General features: G+C 28.9%; 20 protein-coding genes, 4 tRNA genes and 1 pseudogene. 3 read left to right on the top strand and 22 right to left on the bottom strand.

What is annotated here, in order from left to right; all coding sequences use genetic code 11:
* Positions 1-51 precede the first annotated feature (51 nt).
* The 5 genes from CP960_RS04625 to CP960_RS04605 form a co-directional block, all read right to left on the bottom strand.
* On the bottom strand, positions 52-984 hold the full coding sequence (locus CP960_RS04625) for a ribose-phosphate pyrophosphokinase (protein ID WP_101184188.1): 933 nt from the start codon (positions 982-984) through the stop codon (positions 52-54).
* Positions 985-1,404: 420 nt separating this feature from the next.
* Positions 1,405-2,439 (bottom strand): tRNA 2-thiouridine(34) synthase MnmA, encoded by a 1,035-nt coding sequence (gene mnmA, locus CP960_RS04620; protein ID WP_101184186.1) that lies wholly within the window; start codon positions 2,437-2,439, stop codon positions 1,405-1,407.
* A gap of 239 nt (positions 2,440-2,678) precedes the next feature.
* A complete protein-coding gene (mnmA, locus tag CP960_RS04615) occupies positions 2,679-3,812 on the bottom strand; it encodes a tRNA 2-thiouridine(34) synthase MnmA (RefSeq protein WP_101184184.1) in 1,134 nt (377 codons plus the stop codon).
* Between the two features lie 28 nt (positions 3,813-3,840).
* Positions 3,841-4,347 (bottom strand): 2-amino-4-hydroxy-6-hydroxymethyldihydropteridine diphosphokinase, encoded by a 507-nt coding sequence (gene folK / locus CP960_RS04610; protein ID WP_101184182.1) that lies wholly within the window; start codon positions 4,345-4,347, stop codon positions 3,841-3,843.
* Between the two features lie 82 nt (positions 4,348-4,429).
* Complete coding sequence (locus tag CP960_RS04605; RefSeq protein ID WP_101184180.1) at positions 4,430-5,455, bottom strand: M24 family metallopeptidase; 1,026 nt, start codon at positions 5,453-5,455, stop codon at positions 4,430-4,432.
* A gap of 66 nt (positions 5,456-5,521) precedes the next feature.
* Between CP960_RS04605 and aroQ the strand changes: the two genes are divergently transcribed.
* From aroQ to sppA, 3 genes are read left to right on the top strand one after another with little or no spacing between them, the layout of a single operon-like run.
* A complete protein-coding gene (aroQ, locus tag CP960_RS04600; protein WP_101184178.1) occupies positions 5,522-5,995 on the top strand; it encodes a type II 3-dehydroquinate dehydratase in 474 nt (157 codons plus the stop codon).
* A 5-nt stretch (positions 5,996-6,000) separates the two neighbouring features.
* Positions 6,001-7,224, top strand: coding sequence for an aminofutalosine deaminase family hydrolase (gene mqnF / locus CP960_RS04595; RefSeq protein ID WP_101184176.1), 1,224 nt, complete (start codon positions 6,001-6,003; stop codon positions 7,222-7,224).
* Positions 7,217-8,101 (top strand): signal peptide peptidase SppA, encoded by an 885-nt coding sequence (gene sppA / locus CP960_RS04590; protein ID WP_101184175.1) that lies wholly within the window; start codon positions 7,217-7,219, stop codon positions 8,099-8,101. The genes mqnF and sppA overlap by 8 nt, the downstream gene beginning before the upstream one ends.
* Before the next feature lie 71 nt (positions 8,102-8,172).
* Here the strand turns inward: sppA and CP960_RS04585 are convergent, their stop codons facing one another.
* The 17 genes and pseudogenes from CP960_RS04585 to CP960_RS04505 form a co-directional block, all read right to left on the bottom strand.
* Positions 8,173-9,375: an acetate/propionate family kinase gene (locus tag CP960_RS04585; RefSeq protein WP_101184174.1), complete on the bottom strand. Its 1,203-nt coding sequence runs from the start codon at positions 9,373-9,375 to the stop codon at positions 8,173-8,175.
* A 28-nt stretch (positions 9,376-9,403) separates the two neighbouring features.
* Positions 9,404-10,402 carry a phosphate acetyltransferase gene (gene pta, locus CP960_RS04580; RefSeq protein ID WP_101184173.1) on the bottom strand — a complete coding sequence of 333 codons (999 nt, stop codon included), beginning with the start codon at positions 10,400-10,402 and terminating at the stop codon, positions 9,404-9,406.
* Between the two features lie 226 nt (positions 10,403-10,628).
* Positions 10,629-11,822 (bottom strand): acetate kinase, encoded by a 1,194-nt coding sequence (locus CP960_RS04575; protein ID WP_101184172.1) that lies wholly within the window; start codon positions 11,820-11,822, stop codon positions 10,629-10,631.
* 63 nt (positions 11,823-11,885) lie between these two features.
* Entirely contained in the window at positions 11,886-12,512 is a 627-nt protein-coding gene (locus CP960_RS04570) for a 3'-5' exonuclease (protein ID WP_101184171.1), read from the bottom strand.
* Entirely contained in the window at positions 12,505-14,346 is a 1,842-nt protein-coding gene (locus tag CP960_RS04565; RefSeq protein ID WP_101184170.1) for a putative nucleotidyltransferase substrate binding domain-containing protein, read from the bottom strand. The genes CP960_RS04570 and CP960_RS04565 overlap by 8 nt, the downstream gene beginning before the upstream one ends.
* A 166-nt stretch (positions 14,347-14,512) precedes the next feature.
* Positions 14,513-16,165 carry a cation acetate symporter gene (locus CP960_RS04560; protein ID WP_101184169.1) on the bottom strand — a complete coding sequence of 551 codons (1,653 nt, stop codon included), beginning with the start codon at positions 16,163-16,165 and terminating at the stop codon, positions 14,513-14,515.
* Complete coding sequence (locus CP960_RS04555; RefSeq protein WP_101184167.1) at positions 16,165-16,479, bottom strand: DUF485 domain-containing protein; 315 nt, start codon at positions 16,477-16,479, stop codon at positions 16,165-16,167. Before CP960_RS04555 ends, CP960_RS04560 begins: the two co-directional genes overlap by 1 nt.
* Positions 16,480-16,726: 247 nt before the next feature.
* Positions 16,727-17,359, bottom strand: coding sequence for a 3'-5' exonuclease (locus CP960_RS04550; protein ID WP_101184166.1), 633 nt, complete (start codon positions 17,357-17,359; stop codon positions 16,727-16,729).
* Entirely contained in the window at positions 17,359-19,173 is a 1,815-nt protein-coding gene (locus CP960_RS04545; protein ID WP_101184164.1) for a DUF294 nucleotidyltransferase-like domain-containing protein, read from the bottom strand. Before CP960_RS04545 ends, CP960_RS04550 begins: the two co-directional genes overlap by 1 nt.
* A gap of 95 nt (positions 19,174-19,268) precedes the next feature.
* Positions 19,269-21,164 (bottom strand): annotated as a pseudogene (locus CP960_RS04540) (sodium:solute symporter family protein).
* Between the two features lie 11 nt (positions 21,165-21,175).
* Positions 21,176-21,430 carry a DUF4212 domain-containing protein gene (locus CP960_RS04535; protein ID WP_101184162.1) on the bottom strand — a complete coding sequence of 85 codons (255 nt, stop codon included), beginning with the start codon at positions 21,428-21,430 and terminating at the stop codon, positions 21,176-21,178.
* 163 nt (positions 21,431-21,593) lie between these two features.
* A complete protein-coding gene (locus CP960_RS04530) occupies positions 21,594-22,256 on the bottom strand; it encodes a response regulator transcription factor (RefSeq protein WP_101184160.1) in 663 nt (220 codons plus the stop codon).
* Positions 22,237-23,814 (bottom strand): sensor histidine kinase, encoded by a 1,578-nt coding sequence (locus CP960_RS04525; protein ID WP_101184158.1) that lies wholly within the window; start codon positions 23,812-23,814, stop codon positions 22,237-22,239. The genes CP960_RS04530 and CP960_RS04525 overlap by 20 nt, the downstream gene beginning before the upstream one ends.
* A gap of 111 nt (positions 23,815-23,925) precedes the next feature.
* Positions 23,926-24,003, bottom strand: a tRNA-Asp gene (locus tag CP960_RS04520).
* A 13-nt stretch (positions 24,004-24,016) separates the two neighbouring features.
* Positions 24,017-24,092: transfer RNA gene (locus CP960_RS04515), tRNA-Val, on the bottom strand.
* A gap of 18 nt (positions 24,093-24,110) precedes the next feature.
* A tRNA-Glu gene (locus tag CP960_RS04510) sits at positions 24,111-24,185 on the bottom strand.
* A 21-nt stretch (positions 24,186-24,206) separates the two neighbouring features.
* Positions 24,207-24,282 (bottom strand) — tRNA-Lys (locus CP960_RS04505).
* Positions 24,283-24,297: the final 15 nt, after the last annotated feature.

The raw sequence follows: 24,297 nt of genomic DNA, 5'->3' as shown, positions 1-24,297 counted from the left end.
ATTTAATATATCTAAAACCTTTTGTTAAATGTTTTAAATAACAAAACTAATTTAATACTTGAAAATTGAGTTAACTGACTCATTATTGTGAATTCTTTTAATCGTCTCTCCTATAATACCAGAAGCCGTTAAAACTGTAATTTTTTCAGATTTTTGTTTTGCAGGAATTGTATCAGAAATCACTAATTCATCTAAAACACCATTTTCAATTCTTTCATAAGCAGGACCACTTAATACACCATGAGTACAACAAGCCATTACAGATGTTGCTCCTCTTTTCTTAAGAACTTCTGCAGCCTTAACTAATGTTCCAGCCGTATCAACCATATCATCAACTAAAATTACATCTTTACCATTTACATCACCAATGATATTCATAACTTCTGCAACATTTGCTTTTTCTCTTTTTTTATCTACAATTACTAAATCATAATCTAATTTATTAGCATAACTTCTAGCTCTTGCAACTCCACCAATATCTGGACTAGCAATAATAGGGTTTGCTAATTTTTTAGATCTAATATAGTCAACAAACATAATTGAACCAAATAAGTTATCTACTGGAACATTAAAAAAACCTTGAATCTGAGCAGCGTGTAAGTCAATAGTAATCACTCTGTGAATACCAGCTTTTTCTAATAAGTCAGCAACTAATTTAGCCGAAATTGGAACTCTTGGAGCAGCTTTTCTATCTTGCCTTGCATAACCATAATATGGGATTACAGCAGAGATTGATTTTGCACTTGATCTTTTTAATGCATCAATCATAATTAATAGTTCCATTAGATTATCATTTGTAGGAGCACATGTTGGTTGGATAATGAATACATCTTGTCCTCTTACACTTTCAGTAACTTGAACAGAGATTTCTCCATCACTAAATTTATTCAATTTAGCTTCACCAATTGGCTCATTTAGATATTCTCCAACCTTTTTGGCAAATTCAGGATTAGCAGAACCACTAAAAAGTTTAAAACATGACATTATTTTCTTTCCTTGTGTTGAGTATTTATTATTGCGATTTTATCTAAATAGTACTTATATTGAATTTATATGTAAAGAAATAAAAAGTATATAATAAAAATGAATAAAAATTATACAGTAAAAATATAAAAAAAGAGATATTTAAGTGTTATAATTTTAATGTTTTCTAAAAACAAAAAGACAAATAGATTTAAAGTATCTATTTGCACACACGAGGTTTAAAATTAGTTACTTTTTGTAAGAGTGCAGAACTTACTAAAAGTTGGTATTACATTAATCAATGTAATAAAAAGTGCTAAAGTGTACAGCACCTAAAAAGATTATATATACATTTGTATATCTAGTCATTTTGTTAACAAGAGCTTTTAAAAGCAATAGTTTAAGAGAGTCTCTCCTCCTACTCTCTTAGACTCTATTTTGTTATTTAGAAGTTTTAGTAATCCAACCACTTCCTATGACTTTTTCATCCAGATAAAATACTGCTAGCTGACCAGCTGCAACACCAAATGCAGATTTATCAAGTTTGATATGTGCAATATCATTTTTAATAGTTACTTCACAAGGAAGTAGTACACTTCGATATCTTAATTTTACACCGCACTTAAAATTAGTAGTATCAATATACATATTTAAATTATTTGCTTCTACACTATTTACTTCTAAAGACTCTTTTTTCCCAACAACAATAGTATTATTTTTTGGATTTAAAGATTTTACAAAGTGTGGTTCTTGTGCACCATGAACTCTAAATCCTCTTCTTTTACCAATTGTATAGTGCATATAACCTTTATGTGTACCTATTTCATTTCCTTTCTCATCAAGTACTTTTCCAGGTATATCAATATTTGCATGTCTTTTTACAACATCAGTGTAAACTGTATCAACAAAACAAATCTCTTGAGATTCATTTTTTTGGGCAATTTTTTTATATACATTATCTAATTTCTCACCAAGTTTAACAATATCTTCTTTTTTATAATTACTCATAGGAAACATCATATATGGTAAGGCTTCTTTTTCAACTTGTGAAAGAAAATAGCTTTGGTCTTTTGATTTATCTTCTGCTTCATAAATAAACTCACCATCAGTTTTTGCATAGTGACCTGTTGCTAAGTATGAAGCTTTATGCTCTTTAGCAAACTCTAACATTTTTCCAAATTTTATTTGTCTATTGCACTTAACACATGGATTAGGTGTAGTTCCTTCTAAATAAGAGTTAACAAAATAATCATATACTTCTTTTGTAAAATCATCAGCAATATCTAAAACATGGTATTTTATACCAAGAAAATTTGTAACATTTTGTATATGTTTGATATTTGATTCATGGTATCCATCTGTTCTATTGTGAAGTTTGAGATAAACACCTTCTACTTCATAGCCCTGTTTTTTTAACATATAAGCTGTAACTGATGAATCAATTCCACCACTCATTCCAACCATAACTTTTTTCATATTTTACCTTTAAAAACTTCTATTTTGAAACTATAATTTAATAAAGGAATAATCACTGATTCTTAGGTGCCTAATTTTATAAGGGTTAAAACCTCTTTTATTCATAATTAATTGAGATATTTAATTTTGGTTTAGGCGTATCTTGAAAGGATAGCTTTCTTCCATACATAAGTTTTAATCTTTACATGAATTTAATAAAATTAATCTTGCAAAGATTTTAAAACTAAGATTATAGCATATTAATTGTAATTGCTTATAAATCCACCACCTAAGCAGTAATTACCATCATATAAAACAAGACTTTGTCCTAAAGTTACAGCTCTTTGAGGTTTATCAAATTCAACAACTACTTTATCATTATCAACTTGTGTTACTGTGCAAGCTTGCTTTTTTTGACGATAACGAATTTGTGCCATAAGTTTATCTCCAACTTTTGGAGCAACTTCAAGTACCCAATGCATATGACTAGCTTCGACATTTTTACTCATAAGTAAAGGATGATTTGTATCTTGTACGATTGTTAAAGTATTATTTCTTATATCTTTTTTAGCTACATACCAAGGTTTATGAATATTGTTATCTAATTGAGTTTGTTTAATACCTCCAATACCAATACCTTTTCTTTGTCCTAATGTATAACAAATAAGACCCTTATGCTTACCTATTATATTCCCATTTTCATCAATAATATCACCAGGAATTGCTTTTAAATGTTGTGTAATAAACTCATCGAATCTTTGATTTCCAATAAAACAAATACCTGTACTATCTTTTTTATTACTAACTGGTAAGTTATGCTCTTTTGCTATTTCTCTAACTTCTGATTTTGTTAAATCAGCAAGGGGAAACATAGCTTGTGATAACTGTTCACTTGAAAGTGCATGTAAGAAATAGCTTTGGTCTTTAGAGTTGTCCTTTGGAGTATCAAGAACAAAGTGGTCTTTATATTTAGCTATTTTAGCATAGTGTCCAGTTGCTATAAAATCTGCACCCATTTTTTTTGCTTCATTTAAAAATACATTAAACTTAATCTCACGGTTACATAATATATCTGGATTTGGGGTAAGACCTTTTTTTAAGCCTTCTAAGAATACATCAAATACTTTAGTTTTATACTCTTGAACAAAATCTTTCCCCTTAACTTCAATACCTATTAGTTCTCCTACTTTTTTAGCATCTTCAAACTCTATACGATTAGGGCATTGGCTACCTTTGATTCCATACTCCCAATTACGCATAAATAGGCCTTGTACTTCATATCCTTGCTTTTTTAACAGTAAAGCTGTAACTGATGAATCAACACCACCAGACATTCCTACAACTACTTTTTTTTTCATTTTTTTCCTTAAAAAAGTTTCTTTTAAAAGAAACATGTATTTAATAATTTTTTAGAACTAAATTCTAAAGTGAACAACAAGTTGCTCTATTTATTTTCATATATTTTAAAGGAATAATCACTGATTCTCTGTTTGCCCAGTCTTTGTGAGGAACAATAAGTTTTTTTGTATTAATTGTTTTGTTATCAAAAAAAATAATATCAATATCCAAGGTTCTAGGCGCATCTTGAAAGGATCGCTTTCTTCCCAATCTTTTCTCTAACCTTTGCATATTTTTTAAAAATTCATTAGCTGCTAGATTAGTTTTAAGAACAATTATACCATTTAAAAAGTTATTTTGTTCCAAAAAACCAAATGGTGGATTTAAAAGTAAAGGACTTGTCATAATTATATCAAATCTAGTATCAGCTTTTAAATATAACAATAACTTATCAAATCTTTTTTTTACATTACCTATATTTCCCCCAATTCCTATTGTTACATGATATTTTTTGTCCGATTTAAACTTTGAAACAAATGGAAAGTTATTGGTAAAATACAGTGTTAAATCATCATTTATTTTTTTTTGCATTTTTCTCCTAAAGTAAAGTTAAGTGATTTAGTCAAGTTAAAATTTTTATAAAAAATAATTATATACTTGACTAAAATTAGCTTTATAAAACTACTGCTTTTCCATCTATCATAGCAACGGTATCTTCAATTCTAACACCAAATTCGTTTGGAAGGTATATTCCAGGTTCAATAGTAAAAACCATATTATCTTCAATTATAGTGTCTGATTTTGAAGTAATCATTGGAAATTCATGAATATCAAGACCTACACCATGACCAGTACTATGAACAAAATATTTTCCATATCCAGCTTTTGTAATAATATCTCTTGCTAAAGCATCTATTTGAGAAGCTTTCATTCCAGATTTTGCATTTTTAATTGCAGTTAGTTGAGCTTTATATACTAAATCATAGATTTTTTGATGTTTTTTATTTTTAAATTTCTGTTCTCTTTTAAAGTTAAATGTTTCAAAATCTACATGTGAAGTACAAGTCCTATCAGAACAGTACCTTTTATATTTTATTCCAGCATCTACTAAAAGTAAATCATTTAATCTTAATCTCTTTTTTGTAGGAAGTGCGTGTGGCTTTGCTGCATTTTCATTTATTGCAACTATTGGTTCAAAACTTAAGTCATATTTTCCTGTTTGACTCATTTTTTCAAATGCTTTAAAAAATAGAAATTGCTCTTTTTGTTTATATCCATTTTTTCTAATATATTTAGCTAAACTTTTAAAACCTTCTCTTCCTAATTTTGCAGCTTTACTTAAAATAGCAATTTCATCATCTGTTTTAATGATTCTTTTAAGTTTTGAAAAGTTTAATTCCTCTATAAACTCTATATCTAAATCTTTTACAAGTTGTGAATAACTATAAAAAGTAAAATCATTTGGGTCAAAAGTTAGCTTTTTAATTTTGCTATCTTTTAAAAGCTCTTTTGCAGTTTGTAACAAATCTCTTGATTCAATTACTGTGCAATCATACGCATACTCTTTTGCTTCAAGTACATATCTAGCATCTGTTAGAAAAAACTTTTCACTTCCTAGACTTATAAATATCACATTGTCGCATGAAAACCCGCATTCGTAATAGACTGCATTTTCATCTCTTAATATATAATTCTTCATAACTCATCTTTCATTAACGTAAATTTTAATATAATCTTATCAAAATTTTATAAAAGGAAATATAATATGAAAATTGCAGTAATTCAAGGACCAAATTTAAATATGTTAGGTGTAAGAGAACAGCATATTTATGGTCCTATGACTTTAGAGCAAATTCACGAGCAAATGAAAGCTAGTGCACAACAAAATAATGTAGAATTAGAGTTTTTCCAATCAAACTTAGAAGGTGAGATTGTTGATAGAATCCAAGAGTCTTTAGGTGAGGTTGATGGAATTATTATAAATCCAGCAGCATATTCTCATACTTCAATTGCAATTAAAGATGCACTAAGTGCAGTAAATTTACCAGTAGTAGAAGTACACATTTCAAATATTTATAAAAGAGAAGAGTTTAGACAAAAATCAGTAACAGCTGGTGCATCAACTGGTGTTATTTCTGGATTTGGTCCATTTGGATATCATTTAGCATTAATCTCTTTAATGCAAATTATTTCAGAAGTAAAAGCAGTTCAAGAAGCAAACGACGCTAGTGAACAATAATTATTATGAAAATAATAGCTGCAAAGTGGATAGTTACTTGCGATGAAAACAATAGTATCATAGAAGATGGTGCTATTGTTTATGATAAAAAAATAGATGAGATTGATACATTAGAAAATATCTCAAAAAAATATCCAAATCAAGAAATCCAAAAATTAGAAGATAATAGTGTTTTAATGCCAGGACTTATAAATACTCATGTTCATTTAGAGTTTAGTTCTAATACTACAACATTAAAGTATGGTAATTTTATGTTATGGCTAAATTCTGTTATTGGTTCAAGAGATGAACTAATTCAAAAAGCTACAACAAAATTAATTACTAAAAAACTGGATAAAATGAAAAAGAGTGGTACTACTACAATTGGTGCAATCTCTTCGTATGGATTTGAATTAGAAGCTTGTTTAAACTCACCTATAAATACAGTATTTTTTAATGAAGTAATTGGAAGTAAAGCTGATATGATAGATACTTTATTTACTGACTTTAAAGCCAGACTTCAAAAATCTAAAGATAATAAAAGTGAAAAGTTTTTTCCAGCTATTGCTATTCATTCACCTTATTCTGTACATCCATTTTTAGTAAGAGAAACACTAAATATAGCAAAACAAGAGAATCTTCCTGTAAGTGCACATTTTTTAGAATCAATTGAAGAGTATGATTGGTTACATAAAGATGAAGGTGGATTTTTAGAGTTTTTTAAAAACTTTTTAGGTGAAGAAAAAGCTGTTACAAAACCTATGAGATTTTTAGAACAGTTTAATGGATTAAATAGCCTTTCATTTACTCATTGTGTTGAAGCAAGTGATAATGATTTAAATAAAATAAAAGAGTTAAATGCAACTATAAACCACTGTGTTACTTCAAATAGAATTTTAAATAACACAAAACTTGATTTATCAAGACTTGATGGAATAGATTTTGCTATAGGAACTGATGGCTTAAGTTCAAATAACTCATTATCTATGTTTGATGAATTAAGAAATGTATTGATGATGCATACTGAGTTTGAAATAAATAGTTTTGCTAAAAAGATTTTAAAAGCTGCGACTAATAATGCAGCTAAAGCATTGGGCTTAAATAAAGGTGTTTTAGCAAAAAATAAAGATTCAGATATAATTGCGATAAAACTTCCTGATGCAATTAAGCATAAAGAAGATATTGCAACTCATATAATTTTACATACAAAGTATGTAAAAAGAACAATAATAGGAGGAGTTGATGCGTAATTTTTTTAGGTTTATGTTTTCGCCTATAATTGCTATATTAGACTTTATTACTAAATACTTTAAAACAGTTGTTTTTTTAACAATTATGTATTTTGTTGTATTTGATTCAAATGATGCAACAATGAGTAATATGCAAAGTCCAAATTTACAAAAAATTGAATTAAGTGGTCCAATTATGGATTCATCAAAAGTTTTAGAACAGATTAATCAAGCAAAAAAAGATGACAATATAAAAGGTGTTCTTTTTGTTGTAAACTCACCAGGAGGTGCTGTTGCTCCTTCTGTTGAAATTGCTTATGCTATTAAAGAGTTAAAAGATAAAAAGCCTGTTGTTGCATATGCCAGTGGAGTTATGGCAAGTGGAAGTTATTATGCTTCAATTTGGGCTAATAAAATTATTGCAAATCCTGGTAGTATGGTAGGTTCTATTGGAGTGATTTTCCAAGGAGCAAATGTACAAGAGTTAATGCAAAAAGTTGGTATTAAAACACAAACTATTAAAAGTGGTAAATACAAAGAAGCAGGAACTCCTACAAGAACTTGGGAAAAGTATGAAAAAGAAGAGCTTGAAAAAGTTATAAACGATACATATGATATATTTATAACAGATGTAAGTAATGCAAGAGGGCTTAAAAAAGCAAATCATAAAGAGTTTGCGGATGCTCATATTTTTACAGCAAGACAAGCTAAAGCTGTTAAATTAGTTGATGAGGTGGCTACACTATCTTTTGCACAAGATGAGATTATAAAACTATCAGAAGTTTCAAATCCAATTTGGAAAAAACAAGATAAATTTGATAAATTTATTGATAGAGTAATAAACGAAGCAGTCACTAATTTTTCTATTAAATTTATGGATGGATTAAAAGCCTATTAACCATTTATAAAACTATTAAAAAAGGGGGAAAGTATTTTACTTTCCCCCTTTTTTTGTGAAGTATATTTGTTTTATTTTTCAAGTCCAGAAACGATTTTGTATGTATCACTTGCAATAACATACTCTTCATTTGTTGGAATAACAAAGATTCTAGCAGCAGAGCTATTAGTTGCAATATCTCTTGCTTTATTTGATCTTTTATTATTTTTAGTTGGGTCAATATTTAATCCCATTCCATCAAGTCCAGCACAAACAATTTCTCTAATTAAAGCAGAATTCTCCCCAATTCCACCTGTAAAACATAGAGCATCTACACCATCAAGTGCTGCAACATATGAACCTACATATTTTTTAATGTTATAAGCAACCATATCAACTGCTAATCTACATCTATCATCACCTTCTTGCATTCCATCAAGAACTTCTCTTAAGTCTGATGATTTTCCAGAGATACCTAAAATACCAGATTTTTTATTCATTAAATCAAGTGTTTCATTTATAGTCATTCCCTCTTGACTCATCATAAATGAGATTGCACCTGCACCAACATCACCGGCTCTTGTTCCCATCATAAGACCTTGAACAGGAGTAAGCCCCATTGAAGTGTCAATACATTTGCCATTTAATACAGCACTTACTGAAGAACCATTACCTAAGTGACATACAATAATTCTAGTATTATGTTTTTTATCTAACATTCCTCTTGCTTCATTAGAAACAAAGAAGTGAGAAGTTCCATGGAAACCATATTTTCTAATTCCATGTTTTGTATATTGGTCATATGGTAAAGCATACATATACGCATAATCAGGCATAGTTTGATGAAATGCAGTATCAAATACAGCTACATTTGGTTTTCCTGGCATTAGCTCTTGACAAATTTCCATTCCCATAATATTTGCTGGATTATGTAAAGGAGCAAGTGGAATTAGTTTTTTCATAGTTTCAATAACTTTTTCTGTAACCATAACAGAAGAAGCAAACTCTTCTCCACCATGAACTGCTCTGTGTCCAATAGCTTCAATATCATCAATAGAATCTATTACTTTACCTTCACCATCAGTTAATGTTCTTAAAACTAGTTCAATAGCCTCTTTATGTGTAGGCATTGAAACATCAATTTTTAATTCTTGCCCATCTCCAAATTCATGTTTTAATACACCATCAATTCCAATTCTTTCACAAATACCAACAGCTAAAACATTTTTTGTTACTGGGTTCATTAACTGATATTTTAATGATGAACTTCCCGCGTTTAAAATAAATACATTCATATATCTCTCTCCCTCATATATTTTATTTTTAATCTTCTACTTGTGTAGCAGTAATTGCAACTAAATTTGCAATATCATCAACAGAACAACCTCTAGAAAGGTCATTTACAGGCTTTGCTAAACCTTGAACAATTGGTCCATGAGCTGATGCATTTGCAAACCTTTGAACAAGTTTGTATCCAATGTTTCCAGATTGTAAATCAGGGAATACTAATACATTTGCATTTCCTGCAACACTACTTTGTGGAGCTTTTTTAGCACCAATTGAAGGTATAATAGCTGCATCTGCTTGCATCTCTCCATCAAATTTAAAATCAACATTTCTTTCTTTTAAAATCGATACTGCATCTTGAACTTTAGATACAAGTGGATGCTTTGCACTTCCCATTGTAGAAAAAGAAAGCATTGCAACTTTTGGGTCTAATCCCACAACATTTTTAGCAGTAGCAGCTGTACTTGCAGCAATATCAGCTAACTGTTCTGCATTTGGGTCTGGTAAAACAGCACAGTCTGCAAAAAGAATTAATCCATTATCTCCAAACTGTCCATCTTTTGTTTCCATTACAAAAGTAGAAGAGACAGTATTTATCCCAGGAGCAGTTTTAATAACTTGAATAGCAGCTCTTAAAACATCAGCAGTAGGCGAGTTTGAACCAGCTACTAAACCATCAGCATCTTTAAGTCTTACCATCATACAACCGAAAAATCTTGGTTCTGTTGTCATGATTTGCGTAGCTTCCTCTTTTGTTAATCCCTTAGCTTTTCTTAATTCTACTAATTCATTAATATAAGTATCTATATTTTCAAAGTTTTTAGGATCAATAATCTTTGCACCATCTATATTGGCATTACACTTTTGTGCATCTGCTTTTATAGTCTCTTCATTACCTATTAGGATAATATTTGCAGTTTTATCTTCTAAAACTTGTTGTGCAGCTTGTAAAACTCTTTCATCTTCTGATTCAGGAAGAACAATAGTTCTAAGCTTTTCTCTAGCATTATTTTTAATACTATTTATTAGACTCATTTATATATCCTTTATTTATGATTCATAGAAAATTATAAAGGAAGAGTGTAGCATTAAAATAGCAATAGCGTAGCATTTGAAAAAAAAATCTATACATTTAAAATACAATTGTATAATTTCTGTACATGGTTACCTAAAAAGTATAAATTTTGTGTGGGATTGGAAGATTAGAAAAAATTATAATTTTCTCAGCAAAAATAAAGCTATTCTTGCTGAGATAGTTATTTTATAAATCTTTTACTAAATTATAAGTATCGTTTGCAATAACATACTCTTCATTTGTAGGAATAACAAAGATTTTTCCTTTTGAAGTTTCAGTATTTATCTCTCTTTTACCTGATTGTTTTTTGTTATTTCTTTGTTTATCTAACTCTAAACCTAAGAAGTCTAATCCAGTACAAACTTTTTCTCTAATTAAACTTGCATTTTCTCCCACACCCGCAGTGAAACAAATTGCATCTAAACCACCAAGTATACCAGCATATGCACAAATATACTTTTTGATTCTATTACATTTAATATCAATAGCTAAAGTAGCTCTTTCATCGCCTTTTTCGCTAGCATCAATTATCTCTCTTAAATCTGAGCTAATTCCAGAAACACCCAGTAAACCAGACTTTTTATTTAAATAATCAACTACTTCTTGTGCAGTCATTTGTTTTTTATCCATTAAAAAAGATATTACAGCAGGGTCAAGGTCACCACTTCTTGTACCCATTACTAAACCTTCTAATGGAGTAAGCCCCATTGATGTTTCAACTGACTTTCCACCTTTTACAGCACAAATAGATGAACCATTACCTAAATGACAAACCACCACTTTAGCATCTTTGTTATTTAGTAATTTACTAGCTTCATGGGAAACATAATGATGTGAAGTTCCATGAAAACCATATTTCCTTAATCCATACTCTTTGTAGTCTTCATATGGTACAGCATACATATAGCTACTCTCTTGCATCGTTTGATGAAAAGCTGTATCAAATACTGCGACATTTGGTTTTTCTGGCATTAATTCTCTACATATCTTTATTCCCATAATATGAGCAGGATTATGTAAAGGTGCTAAAGGAATAAGCCTTTCTAATTTTGTAATAACATTCTCATCTACAATTACAGATTTAGAAAAATATTCTCCTCCATGAACAACTCTATGCCCAATCGCGTCTATATCTTTTTCTACTGAATCTATAACTTTATTAGGCTTTGTTACTAATGACTCTAAAACTAATTCTATTGCCTCTTTATGTGTAGGAAGTTCTACTTCTTTTTTAGTTTTAGTTCCATTTGATTCAACTACTAGTCTTCCATCAATTCCAATTCTTTCTGCAACCCCTGATGCAAAAACATCGTGAGTAGCATGATTCATAAGTTGGAATTTAAGTGATGAGCTCCCAGCATTTAAAATTAAAACTAACATACATAATACCTTTCTTGTGAAGTAGCAAAGATTATATCTAAAGGTTATGTAAAAGTAATGTAATTATTGTGTAAGCTTTTTTATTTTTGGTTGGTTTTTTAATTTTAGAAACATCATCGCAGTCATGATAGCATCGTTGTAAGCGTCATGTTTTCCTAATGAAGGAATATTAAGCTCTTTTATTAAAGTATCAAATCTTAAATCAATATGACCTTGTGGGATAGTCTCAATTTTCCAATCATAATATATTGCAGAAACTTCTAAAGCTTTATTTGGAAGCTTTATTCCTAATGTATGTTTTATATATTTATTAATCATAGCAATATCAAACTCTAAGTAGTAACCAACAAGTTTTCTATTTCCAATAAATTGTAAAAACTCTTCAATAACACTATTTATATCTTCTGCATCCTCTAAATCACACTCTCTTATGTAATGTACTTTTATAGCATCTTCTTGAAGTTTTGTTTTGGGCTTAACATATTTAACAAATTTTTTACTTGCTACTATCATATTATCTTTGATTATAACTGCACCAATAGATATAATATCGTCAACTTTGGGATTTAACCCAGTAGTTTCACAATCAAAGCAAACATACTCATCCTCAATTGGTTTATCAAATAGATATAAATATCTCTTATCTTTTAAATTTCTTTTATTTAAATAGTTTTTTATTAGATTATACATAGCTTAACTTATAATGGTATTCTAATTTTTTCTTTAATTTATTAACAATTTTAAAACTATCTTTTAATAAATCTTTTTCCATAGTATTTAAATCTTCTGGATTTATATAGTTATTTACCTCTTTACCTGATTCTAATTTTTCCAAGTTTGATTTTAATTTTATACTTGTTAAAAAATTAAAAGCCTCTTCTAACTCTTTGGCAAATTCATCATCAATTACATTTAATTTATTTAATTCTTTGATTCTTTTTATTGTATTTGTTCTAAAAAGCTTATTCTCTAAGCTCAATGTTCTTATACTTTGTACTAATATAAAAATTCCACCTCTTTTTATATCAATTTCATTTTTATGTTTTTTATCTTCACTATTAAATACAAAACCATCAAAAAAACCAAGAGGTACGTCAAAACTTGTAATTACTTTTGCAAAATTCATATAAAAGCTTTGAGAATTTGAGCCTAATTTAAATAAATATTGTTTTAGTTCTATTAAAAGTTGTCTATTTCCACTAGCACAAATTGCATCATAAAAAATTGCAAGATTCATAAAATCATCACCAGTTTTACCCATAATCCAACTATAAATTAACTCTTTAAAATCACTAAATCTTCTGCACCAATAAGGGTTTGAAAGCATTATATTCCCTTCACATCTAGGAAAACCAAACTCTACTAAAGTTTCAGTAAATTTTGTGGCAAATTTATGAATTTCATCATCTTGTAAAGTACAATCATCTGCAATAATTAATGCATTATCTTGGTCAGTTTTTAATACTTGTTCTGCTCTTCCTTCACTTCCCATTACAATAAGTGAAGAGTTTCCAATTAGCTCTTTGGGTGCTAAAATTTCAAATATTTTATCAATCAATTTTCTATTTAATTGATTAACTAATTTTGCAATAAATGTAATTTTCACACCTTTTGCATATAAAGATTTTATAATCTTTAAAAAAGCTTTTGATGTATCTTTTAGCTCCTCTAAACTTTGAGCTTTATCAATTTCATTTGATACAGAGAAAGTATGAGTTGCAAAAAAAGATGATAAAGATATTTGGTCAATAATTCCTACAATTTCCTCTTTATAATTTTTAACAACTAATCTTTTTAATCCATGTTTTGACATAATAAGTTGTGCATTAAATAAAAAATCATTTTCATCTACAAAAACAAGACCTGAACTAGATATTTTTCCAACGCTATCATCAAAACTCATTCTGTTTAAAATTACTTTTTCTCTAAAATCTGAATCTGTTACAATGTGAATCTCATTTTTTTCATCTTTTAATAGTAAAGTTGGTACTCTTTTTTCTTTTATTGTTTTTGCAGCTTCATAAATTGATGTATTAAAAGGTACAATTACGGCAGCATGAACTTTGGCATCTTTTACTTTTGCAACCATCATATTTGCTAACTCTTTATTTTTTTCGTGTAGAGTATTATTATTTAGTTTTTCTGAGATTGATTGAAAAAAATATCTTTCAAGTTTTTGATTTCCATGTAGAATTTTTAAAAATATATCTCTTGGAAGTGCATAACAAATTGTCTCTTGTGCTGTAATAAAAGTATGCTTACAAAAATTTTCAATTAAAGATATTGGGTCAAAAAACTCATTTTCTGAATATATTGATAAAACTTCTTCACTATTTTTTTCTTGAACAATACCTTTAATTATTAAGTATAAATTAGATGGCTCTTTACCTTCTTCTTGTATAATTTCATTTTTTTTAAAATACAATATATCTAGGTTTTCACTAAACTCTAGCATCTCTATTTTACTCAATTGGTCAAAAGGGTAGATGGTTTTTAGAAAATTAATCTGTTCTTGTGTTCCCATATTCTCTTCTTTTATTAAATTATGTATAAATTATTTAAGATTAACATATAAAAAATCATAATTGACTGAGAATAATCTTTATAAATGAAAGTGTAATTGTTAAGTTTATAAGTGTTTCTTTTGGTAAAGTGTTACAAAGAAGCACATGCTTCTTTGTAATAAATAATTAGTGGTCAACTGCTCCTTCTGCACCAAATCCAGTTTCTGCTCTTATATTTTGAGCTTCAAATGCTTTTTGTTCATCTTTTGCTCTTTGAGAGTTATCTGTAATTGAGAAGAACCAAATAGCAATAAACGCTACTGTTACAGAGAATAAAGCAGGGTATTTATAAGGAAAAATTGCTTCATCGTTTCCTAAAATTTGTACCCATACAGTTGGCCCTAAAATAACTAGAATAACAGCAGTTAATAGTCCAATAAATCCTCCCATAACTGCACCTCTTGTTGTAAGTTTTTTCCAATAAATTGATAAAAATAGAATTGGGAAGTTTGCAGATGCAGCAATAGCAAATGCAAGTCCAACCATAAATGCAATATTTTGTTGCTCAAAAGCAATTCCTAATATTACTCCTATTATACCAATTGTAATAACAGCAATTTTAGAGATTCTAATCTCTTGCTCTTCTGTTGCATTTGGATTAATTACTGATGCATATATATCATGTGAAATAGCTGATGCACCTGCTAAAGTAAGTCCAGATACAACTGCTAAAATTGTAGCAAATGCAACAGCTGAAATAAATCCTAAAAATACATTACCACCAACAATATGAGATAAATGAATTGCAGCCATATTGTTTCCACCAAATAGTTTTCCATCAACAAAATATTGAGCACCCGCATCAGAATTTAAGAAAACAATAGCACCAAGACCAATTACTGCAATTACTAAATAGAAATATCCAATGAATCCTGTTGCATAAACAACAGATTTTCTAGCCTCTTTGGCATTTCCCACAGTAAAAAATCTCATTAGTACATGAGGAAGTCCAGCAGTTCCTAACATAAGTGCCATACCAAGAGAAATAGCTGATATTGGATCAGTTATAAATCCACCTGGAGCCATAATAGCTTGTCCTTTTGTATGCGTCTCAACAGCTTTTGTTGCTAGGGCTTCAAAACTAAAACCAAAATGACTTAATACCATAAATCCCATAAAAGAAACACCTGATAGTAATAAAATTGCTTTTATAATTTGAACCCAAGTAGTTGCAAGCATACCACCAAATGTAACATAAATTATCATCATTACACCAACTAAAATTACAGCATATTCATACTCAAGCCCAAATAGTACTTGAATAAGTTTTCCTGAACCTACCATTTGTGCAATTAAATATAGTGTTACAACTGCTAGTGAACCAAAAGCTGCAAGAGTTCTAATCTCTTTTTGTCCTAATCTATAAGCAGCAATATCTGCAAATGTAAATTTACCTAAGTTTCTTAATTTTTCAGCCATTAAAAATAAAATTACAGGCCAACCTACTAAGAAACCTACTGCATAAATTAAACCATCATAACCACTTAAGTAAACAAGCCCTGAAATACCTAAAAATGATGCTGCAGACATATAGTCACCTGCAATTGCCATACCATTTTGGAATCCGCTAATTCCTCCACCAGCTGTATAAAAATCACTTGCTGATTTTGTTCTTCTTGCTGCCCAATATGTAATTCCTAATGTACCAGCAACAAATACAAAAAACATAATAATAGCTGGAATATTTAACTCTCTTTTAGTAGCCTCAAAGCTTGCATCTCCCGCAGCAAAAAGTGAAACTGCAAATAGTGTTGTTAATAATATTAAAATTCTATTCATTATAATTTATCCTTTACATCTTCTTTTATTTGATTTGTTAAATCTTCAAATTCGCCATTGGCTCTTTTTACATAGATTAAAGTTGTAATGAAACTAATTATAATAATAGCTCCTCCAATAGGATAACCTATTGTCATAACACCATCTCCTGTTTTAATACCCATAATTGATGGATTAAATGCAATTGTTAAAATATATGCATAAAACATTACTAAAACTAAGATTCCTAACTTTAGTGCAAAACTAGTTCTTTTTGAAACTAATTCTTGATATTTAGGATTAGATTTTATCTGTTCAACTAACTCATCATTCATACTCTTCCTCCTAAGTTTAGTGAATAATTTTATACTAATTAGCATTGCTTTTAAAACTACTAGAAGTACCTAAAAATAGACTTCGTAGCAATAAAATAGCATTGGCTATCTAGTAATCGATTATACATATTATTAATGTTTTGTGCTAGAAATGACTGGTAGTTTAAGTGGAATTTAAATGTGTGAACTATGTAAAGTAACTATAAGTAACAAAAATGTATTAATTGTGTAAAAAAGTCAATTTAGTTTAGTTTGTATAAAATGTAGTTTTAGCTGGCGTTTTGTCTTTTAATTTCAAAAATATCATGGCTGTCATAATTGCATCATTTAATGCATCATGTTTTCCTAACTCTGGAATATCTAGCTCTTTCATAATAGTATCAAACTTTAAATCAACAAACTCATATTCACTTGAACGCTTTTTTGTTCTATAATACATAGAAGATACTTCAATGCTTTCATTTGGTAGTTTTATACCAATATATTTTTTTGTATATTTAGATATCATGGTAATATCAAATTTGATATAATACCCAATAATTGGTCTAGGACCAATAAACTCTAAAAGTTTTAAAATTGCATCTTTAGGATTACTTGCATTTTGTAAATCTATTGGTCTTATTTGATGTATTTTAATAGATTCAGCATTTACACTACTAGAGGGTTTTAAAAAAATATTAAAGTTTTTTCTAAATATAACTTTATTATCTTTAATCATTACAGCACCAATTGATAATATTTCATCTTTATTTGGTTTTAGTCCTGTTGTTTCACAATCTAAACATATATATTCACCTTTTGGTGCTTCATCAAAAAGGTATAAAAAGCTTTTATCTTTTAAAGCTTTTTTTTGAAAACTTCTTATTATATTTCTTATCATTATAAAATCTTATCTATTTTAAATGAGTATATAATAAATTTCTTAAAAGCAATTACAATTTTAAAACTGTCTTTTAATAAGTCACGTTCAATCTTTCCAAGTGTATGAGTGTCAATTTCATTATTTATTTTTCTTTTATTGTTATTTTGTTCTATTTGAGACTTAAGTCTTAGTGTACTTAATACCTCAAAAGCTTCAATTAGTTCATTTGCAAGCTCATTTTCAAGAACTTTTTTATCTTGTAAAATTTTAATTCTTTTTACTGTTGTTGTTTCTCTAATTCTTTCTCTTAAGGCTAAACTTCTAACTCCTTGTACAATTGGGAAAACACCAGTTTTTTTTATATCTATGTGGTGTGTTTTTGTCATAAAATTTGCAACTGTACTTGGAGTATCAAAAGTAAGTGTAGCTTTTGCAAAATAGGCTAAAAATACATCTTTATCATGAAGTTTATCAAATAAATCATCTTTTAATTTAATTAATAGCTTTTTATCTCCTGCTACTGCAAAAGAATCAAAAAATATTGCTAAATCCATATAGTTTTGCATATCAGGAGCTTCTATCCATCTTTTTGTCTCTTTCTCATAATCTTTTACATTTTTGCACCAAAAAGGATTTGAAACCATAATATTACCTTCACACGGTGGATAACCAAAATCAATTAATGTTTTAGTCATCTTATTCATATACTCTTTGTATTGTTCAACATCTACACCATCTCTAACAATTAAGGCATTATCTTGATCTGTTTTTACAATTTGCTCATTTCTTCCTTCACTTCCCATAACCATAAAACAAGCATCATTTTGAAGATTTGGTGGAACAATTAATTGATAAAGTTTTTTATAAACTTTAGTATTTAATTGTCCAATCAAGTTTGAAATATGATTAACTTTTACACCTTTTGCTTGTAAAGCTTTAATTATATTCATTAAATCACTACTTGCATTTTTCAAATCTTCAATAGTTTTAGCTTTCTTTATTTGTGTATCAACAACAAAGCTGTGATTTGCAAAATGAGAAAGTACATCTAATTGTTCAAGTATTCCAATTAATTCATTTTTACTATTTATTACTCCAACTCTTTTAATCCCTTTTTTTATTAGTAAAGTTAGGGCTTCAAATAAATAGTCATCATTAAATACTGTAAGTAATGGGAATATAGCAATATCTTCAACAGGAATGGTTAAATCTCTTCCTTTTAATAAAACTTGCATTTTAAGTAATGAGTCTGTAATTATTCCATATTCATTGTCTTTTTGTACTATAATTGTTGAGGTTTTATACTCTATTGATTTTGCAATTGCATCTGTTAAAGTTGTATTTTTCTGAACTATACATGCTTCATGAATTAGTGTATCTTCTACTCTTGCAATCATAAAAGATGATAATTCAGATGTGTATTCTTTGTTTTTTAAAGTTTGAATTTTATTTACTAAATTATTTAAGAAAAAATCTTTAAATTCACTATTTCTTTCTATTAAATTTAGAAAAGTATTTTTCTCAAGTTCATAGCAGATTAAATCCTCTTTTACTTTAAAAGTACTCTTAGTTTTTGAATAAATAAGCGAATTAGCATCAAATGAATCTTCATGATGATAATCCATTATTAGCTGGTCATCCCTATACTCATGAACAGTTCCTTTTATAATAATAAAAAAACAGTTGGGAATTTTTTCTGGGTTTATTAGTGTAGTATCTTTTGGATAATAAGCAATATCCATATGATTTATGCAAATATCCATTTGTTCTTGATTTAAAACTTCAAAGGGATGAATCTTTGATAAAAATGCTTGTTGGTCACGAAGGCTCATTTATTATCCTTTTATAGCACTTTTTAATACCAATTCAAAAATATTAGTATTAAGAAATACTATAAAAAGTCGGAACTTCCGACTTTTTATTAGTTTTAGTGGTCATGCGCTGCACCAGCTCCTGAAGGAATTCTGATGTTTTCTACAATTTCTTGTACATGCGCAGGTGGTTCTGGAGTCATTCTTGATACAATTACTGCTACAATTAAGTGTAACACAGTACCAACAGTACCAATACCAGTTGGAGCTATTCCTAAGAAATAGTCTGCTTTGTCTCCACCTAAGAATACAAAGTAGATAATATATCCAAAAGTGAAAATTAAACCAGTTAAAATACCAGCAATTGCACCCTCTTTGTTCATTCTTTTATCAAAAATTCCAAGAATAATTGTTGGGAAGAATGCTGCAGCTGCTAAACCAAACGCAAACGCAACAACTTGTGCAACAAATCCTGGAGGATTAATTCCTAGATATCCAGCGACGCAAATTGCAGCAACTGCAGCAATTCTTGCCCACATTAACTCTGATTTCTCAGTAAGTTTAGATTTTCCAGTCTCTTTGTCTTTAAATATTACTTGTCCCATTAAATCATGAGATATTGCAGATGCAATAACAAGTAATAAACCTGCTGCTGTAGATAGTGCTGCTGCAAGACCCCCAGCTGCGATAAATGCAATTACCCAATTTGGTAAATTTGCAATTTCTGGGTTTGCAAGAACCATAATATCTCTATCTACATATAATTCATTATGTACACCATTATTTTTGTTTAACTCTTCTTGAGTTGGCATTCCTTTACCATTTGTAGTGATTCTATGACCATCTTCAGCCTTTTTATCACCATCAAATACAGGTTTACCTTTTGGTCCATCAAAAGCTGCACCTTTAGCATATTGAATTTTTCCATCACCGTTTCTATCTGTCCAAGCAAGAAGTCCACCTTGTTCCCAAGTTTTAAACCAATTACCATCATTTTTAGTTCCATCTGCATGTGATAACTCACCATTTACAAATGCTTTATACTCAACATTTTGAACATTTTTAATTAAGTTTACTCTTGAAAATGCTGCAACAGCAGAAGCTGATGTATACATAATTGCAATAAACACTAAAGCCCATCCTGCAGATACTCTAGCATCTTTTACTGTTGGAACTGTAAAGAATCTTACAATAACGTGAGGTAAACCCGCAGTACCTAACATTAATGCAGTTGTTAGCATAAACATATTCCATAAGTTACCTGGCTCAGTATAAGCTGTAAATCCTAAATCAGTAATTGCATTATCAAGGGCATGTAGTAAGTATGTCCCTTCAGGAATAACTTTAACTCCATCATCAAATGCAAATGTTGTTTGTCCAAAAATACCTAATTGAGGTAAAAATGTGTCTGTAACTTATAATGATAAGAAAATTGCAGGAATTGTATATGCAAAAATCATTACAACATATTGTGCAACTTGTGTATAAGTAATACCTTTCATCCCTCCAAGTACAGAGTAGAAGAATACAATAACCATACCAATTATAACACCTGTGTTAACATCTACTTGTAAAAATCTTGAAAATACGATACCAACCCCTCTCATTTGACCAGCAACGTATGTAAAAGAAACAAATATTACAGAGATAACTGCAACTGTTCTAGCGATGTCTGAGTAGTATCTATCACCCACGAAATCAGGAACAGTAAATTTACCAAATTTTCTTAAGTATGGAGCTAATAACATAGCTAGTAGAACATATCCACCTGTCCATCCCATTAAATATGCACTAGCATCACTACCAATAAATGCAATGATACCTGCCATTGAGATAAATGAAGCAGCACTCATCCAGTCTGCCGCAGTTGCCATACCATTTGCTACTGGGTGAACCCCTCCACCAGCAACATAAAAGTCTTTAGTTGAACCCGCTTTTGCCCATAGTGCAATACCTATATAGATAGCAAAAGATATACCTACAAATAGGTAAATTAGTGATTGTAATTCCATTTTCTTATCTCCTACTCATCTACACCATATTTCTCATCAATTTTTGTCATTGCTTTTACATAAACAAAAATTAAGATAACAAATACATAAATTGCACCTTGTTGTGCGAACCAAAATCCTAACTTAACACCACTTATTTCGATTGCATTAAGTTCATTTATAAAAATGATTCCACAACCAAAAGAAACGATAAACCAAACTACTAAAAGTTTTAAAATAGTAGTTATATTTTCTTTCCAATAAGCTTGAGCTTTTTCTGGACTCATGTTCTCTCCTTCATAAATTTATACTAACAAATAAATTGTTTAGTCATCCAACATTGAAAGTATAATAGCTGTATATAGCAAAAGGGTAGCAATTTAACTAAAATGTAAAAAAATGTTTGAAAAAAATTGAGAGTAGGGCATAAAAGCCCTAAAGTTGGTAGTTTTATACAGAGTAAAATCTATCTATTTTATAGCCTAAACCTCTAATATTTTTTATGAAATCCTCTTTTAATGCTTTTTTTAACCTAGAAATTTCTGCTCTAATTGTAGGATTGTCTATATTTTCTCCTCCCCAAATATCAATTCTAAATCTTTCAAAGTCAACAATCATATTAATATTTAGTGCAAGTATATGAATGATTTCTGATTGTTTTTTAGTAAGTGTTTGTGGTTCTCCATCAAAATATAGTGTTTGTGTATCTTTTGCATAAGAGTAGTGTTCACTAAATCTAATATGAGAAGTATTTTTTTGGTCTTTTTTTAAAATTTGATTTATTTTTATTCCTAATTCTCCTAAATGAAAAGGTTTTTTAATATACTCTCTACAACCTAAATCGTAAGCTTTTGTAATATCTTCAATATCAACTAAAGCACTAATAAAAATAGTTGGAATATAAATCTTTTTTTGATTTAACTCATCAAGTATCTCAAAACCATCTTTTTTAGGTACATTAATATCTAAAATAAGTAAATCATAAGATGAGTTTATATTCTCAACAACTTGTTGTCCATCAGTAAAACTGTCAACCATATGCCCAATATTTTTAAGATATTCACTTATTGCATTATTTAACATTAATTCATCTTCAAGAAGTAGTATTTTCATTTATATTAAACCTATATGTAAATTTTGTTTCTTGTTCATTTGAATCTAACTTGATTGTAACAAAGTTCTTATCACATATCTCTTTTACAATTCTTAAGCCAAGTCCAAATCCGCCTCGTGCATTATTTTCTCTATAAAAATCATTAAAAATTTTATTTTTACTATCAATTTTTTGTGATGCAGTTTTAACTTCAAATTTTACATGAATATCATCAATATATATTAGTTTTATATATATTGGAGATTTTGCATAAGAGTATTTTATTGCATTAGATAAATTATTATCAATAATTCTTTGAAGTTCTGTTTTATTAAATTTTATATATATATCTTCTTCAATATTAGAGATAAAAAATAAAGAGTTTGATTTTGCAATCTCTTCAAAAAACTCAATTCTAGATAGTAGTACTTCGGAGAAGTTTAAATACTCTTTTTTATACTCTATTCTATCTTTTTTTATCATAAAAGATAAATCATCATAAATATACTGTATGATTTTTGCTCCTGATTCAATATTTGTAATATATGAGTTTTGAGGAATTTTTCTTTTTAATAAATCAATATTTGTTTGTATAATTGCTAAAGGTGTATTGATTTCATGAACCGAATTTTTTAAAAACTGTTTTTGCGAGTCAACTAAATTAGTTAACTCTTTCGTTTTTTCTTCAACTTTAGCCTCTAAGTTCTTGTTTATATCTTCTAAAAGATGTTTTTTATATTTTATGCTTGTTAAAGCTTCATTTGCATAATTAACAATAGTTCTAAATTCAGTAAAAAGAATTTTATCATGATTTATTGGGTTATCATCATCTTGTGATTTTTTAAAAAATTTTCCTATTTCTCTTACTTCTTTTGCAATTAAAATAGTTGCATTTTTATATATAAAAATAGAGTATAAAACAAGCATAATTGTTAAAGATGTGATTTGTAAAGTAGAGTTTGAAATTTTTTGGTCATATTCATTCTCTTTTTCATTTACTAATTTTTTTATTTTATCTAAATATACACCTTTACCTATTGTCCAGTTCCATGGTTTATATGACATTGCAAATGATATTTTGTTTGCATTTCTTTTTAGTTCAGGTTTATACCAAAGATATTGAACAAAACCACCTTGAGGCAGCTTAGAAATTTCAATAAGATCTTTAATTACTTTTGTACCATTTTTATCTGTGAATTCATATAGATTTCTTCCTGCTTTTCCTATTGGATAATATATTGAAGTTCCATTAAAATCATAAACAAAAGTATAATCATTTATATCTTTTTGATTTTTCATAGTTTCTATTGCTTGAATAATCTCTTTTTTAATTTGTATTTCAGGCTTTTTGTCTTTATACTTTGTATGATAAAAATGTATAAATTTTATCGTGTTTGCAATATCTTGTTTTATTAAGTCTTTTTGCTTACTTGTGTAGTTTTCTTTTATAATTCTAATTTTTTCTTGAAACTCTTCAAATGTGTTGTCAATAATTATAAGGGTAAAAGATGAGATTAAAATTATAATAAAAATGATACTATATACAATAAGTTGATAGAGTGATTTAGCTCTAATCAAATGCTATCCTTTAAATATGTAAAGCTTATGTATATAAATATATCTTATTTTTGATTAAAAACTTGTATGAATATTAAAATGAAATGAAAAAATTTATAAAGTGTTTCAAAGTGGCGCGGCTGACGAGACTCGAACTCGCGACCTCCTGCGTGACAGGCAGGCATTCTAACCAAACTAAACTACAGCCGCAACAATAAAAAAGTGGTGGTCGATAGTGGACTCGAACCACTGGCATCTACCTTGTAAGGGTAGCGCTCTACCAACTGAGCTAATCGACCGAAAAGATTATTATGATTTGGTGACCCCTAGGAGACTCGAACTCCTGTGGCATGGATGAAAACCATGAATCCTAACCGCTAGATGAAGGGGCCAAATTTGATAAACATTTTAAGTGGTGACCCGTGAAGGATTCGAACCTTCGGCCACCTCCTTAAAAGGGAGATGCTCTACCAGCTGAGCTAACGGGTCGTCTTTCTTAAAATG

Source organism: Malaciobacter halophilus (assembly GCF_002837275.1).
Taxonomy (GTDB): Bacteria; Campylobacterota; Campylobacteria; order Campylobacterales; family Arcobacteraceae; genus Malaciobacter; species Malaciobacter halophilus.
Note: the sequence above shows the minus strand (reverse complement) of the source record. Positions and strands in the feature narration are given on the sequence as shown.

Bases quoted from the DNA above. Each gene is read 5' to 3' on its own strand.
- CP960_RS04625 (WP_101184188.1), bottom strand. From the start codon at position 984: ATGTCATGTTTTAAACTTTTTAGTGGTTCTGCTAATCCTGAATTTGCC.
- mnmA (WP_101184186.1), bottom strand. From the start codon at position 2,439: ATGAAAAAAGTTATGGTTGGAATGAGTGGTGGAATTGATTCATCAGTT.
- mnmA (WP_101184184.1), bottom strand. From the start codon at position 3,812: ATGTTTCTTTTAAAAGAAACTTTTTTAAGGAAAAAAATGAAAAAAAAA.
- folK (WP_101184182.1), bottom strand. From the start codon at position 4,347: ATGCAAAAAAAAATAAATGATGATTTAACACTGTATTTTACCAATAAC.
- CP960_RS04605 (WP_101184180.1), bottom strand. From the start codon at position 5,455: ATGAAGAATTATATATTAAGAGATGAAAATGCAGTCTATTACGAATGC.
- aroQ (WP_101184178.1), top strand. From the start codon at position 5,522: ATGAAAATTGCAGTAATTCAAGGACCAAATTTAAATATGTTAGGTGTA.
- mqnF (WP_101184176.1), top strand. From the start codon at position 6,001: ATGAAAATAATAGCTGCAAAGTGGATAGTTACTTGCGATGAAAACAAT.
- sppA (WP_101184175.1), top strand. From the start codon at position 7,217: ATGCGTAATTTTTTTAGGTTTATGTTTTCGCCTATAATTGCTATATTA.
- CP960_RS04585 (WP_101184174.1), bottom strand. From the start codon at position 9,375: ATGAATGTATTTATTTTAAACGCGGGAAGTTCATCATTAAAATATCAG.
- pta (WP_101184173.1), bottom strand. From the start codon at position 10,402: ATGAGTCTAATAAATAGTATTAAAAATAATGCTAGAGAAAAGCTTAGA.
- CP960_RS04575 (WP_101184172.1), bottom strand. From the start codon at position 11,822: ATGTTAGTTTTAATTTTAAATGCTGGGAGCTCATCACTTAAATTCCAA.
- CP960_RS04570 (WP_101184171.1), bottom strand. From the start codon at position 12,512: ATGTATAATCTAATAAAAAACTATTTAAATAAAAGAAATTTAAAAGAT.
- CP960_RS04565 (WP_101184170.1), bottom strand. From the start codon at position 14,346: ATGGGAACACAAGAACAGATTAATTTTCTAAAAACCATCTACCCTTTT.
- CP960_RS04560 (WP_101184169.1), bottom strand. From the start codon at position 16,165: ATGAATAGAATTTTAATATTATTAACAACACTATTTGCAGTTTCACTT.
- CP960_RS04555 (WP_101184167.1), bottom strand. From the start codon at position 16,479: ATGAATGATGAGTTAGTTGAACAGATAAAATCTAATCCTAAATATCAA.
- CP960_RS04550 (WP_101184166.1), bottom strand. From the start codon at position 17,359: ATGATAAGAAATATAATAAGAAGTTTTCAAAAAAAAGCTTTAAAAGAT.
- CP960_RS04545 (WP_101184164.1), bottom strand. From the start codon at position 19,173: ATGAGCCTTCGTGACCAACAAGCATTTTTATCAAAGATTCATCCCTTT.
- CP960_RS04535 (WP_101184162.1), bottom strand. From the start codon at position 21,430: ATGAGTCCAGAAAAAGCTCAAGCTTATTGGAAAGAAAATATAACTACT.
- CP960_RS04530 (WP_101184160.1), bottom strand. From the start codon at position 22,256: ATGAAAATACTACTTCTTGAAGATGAATTAATGTTAAATAATGCAATA.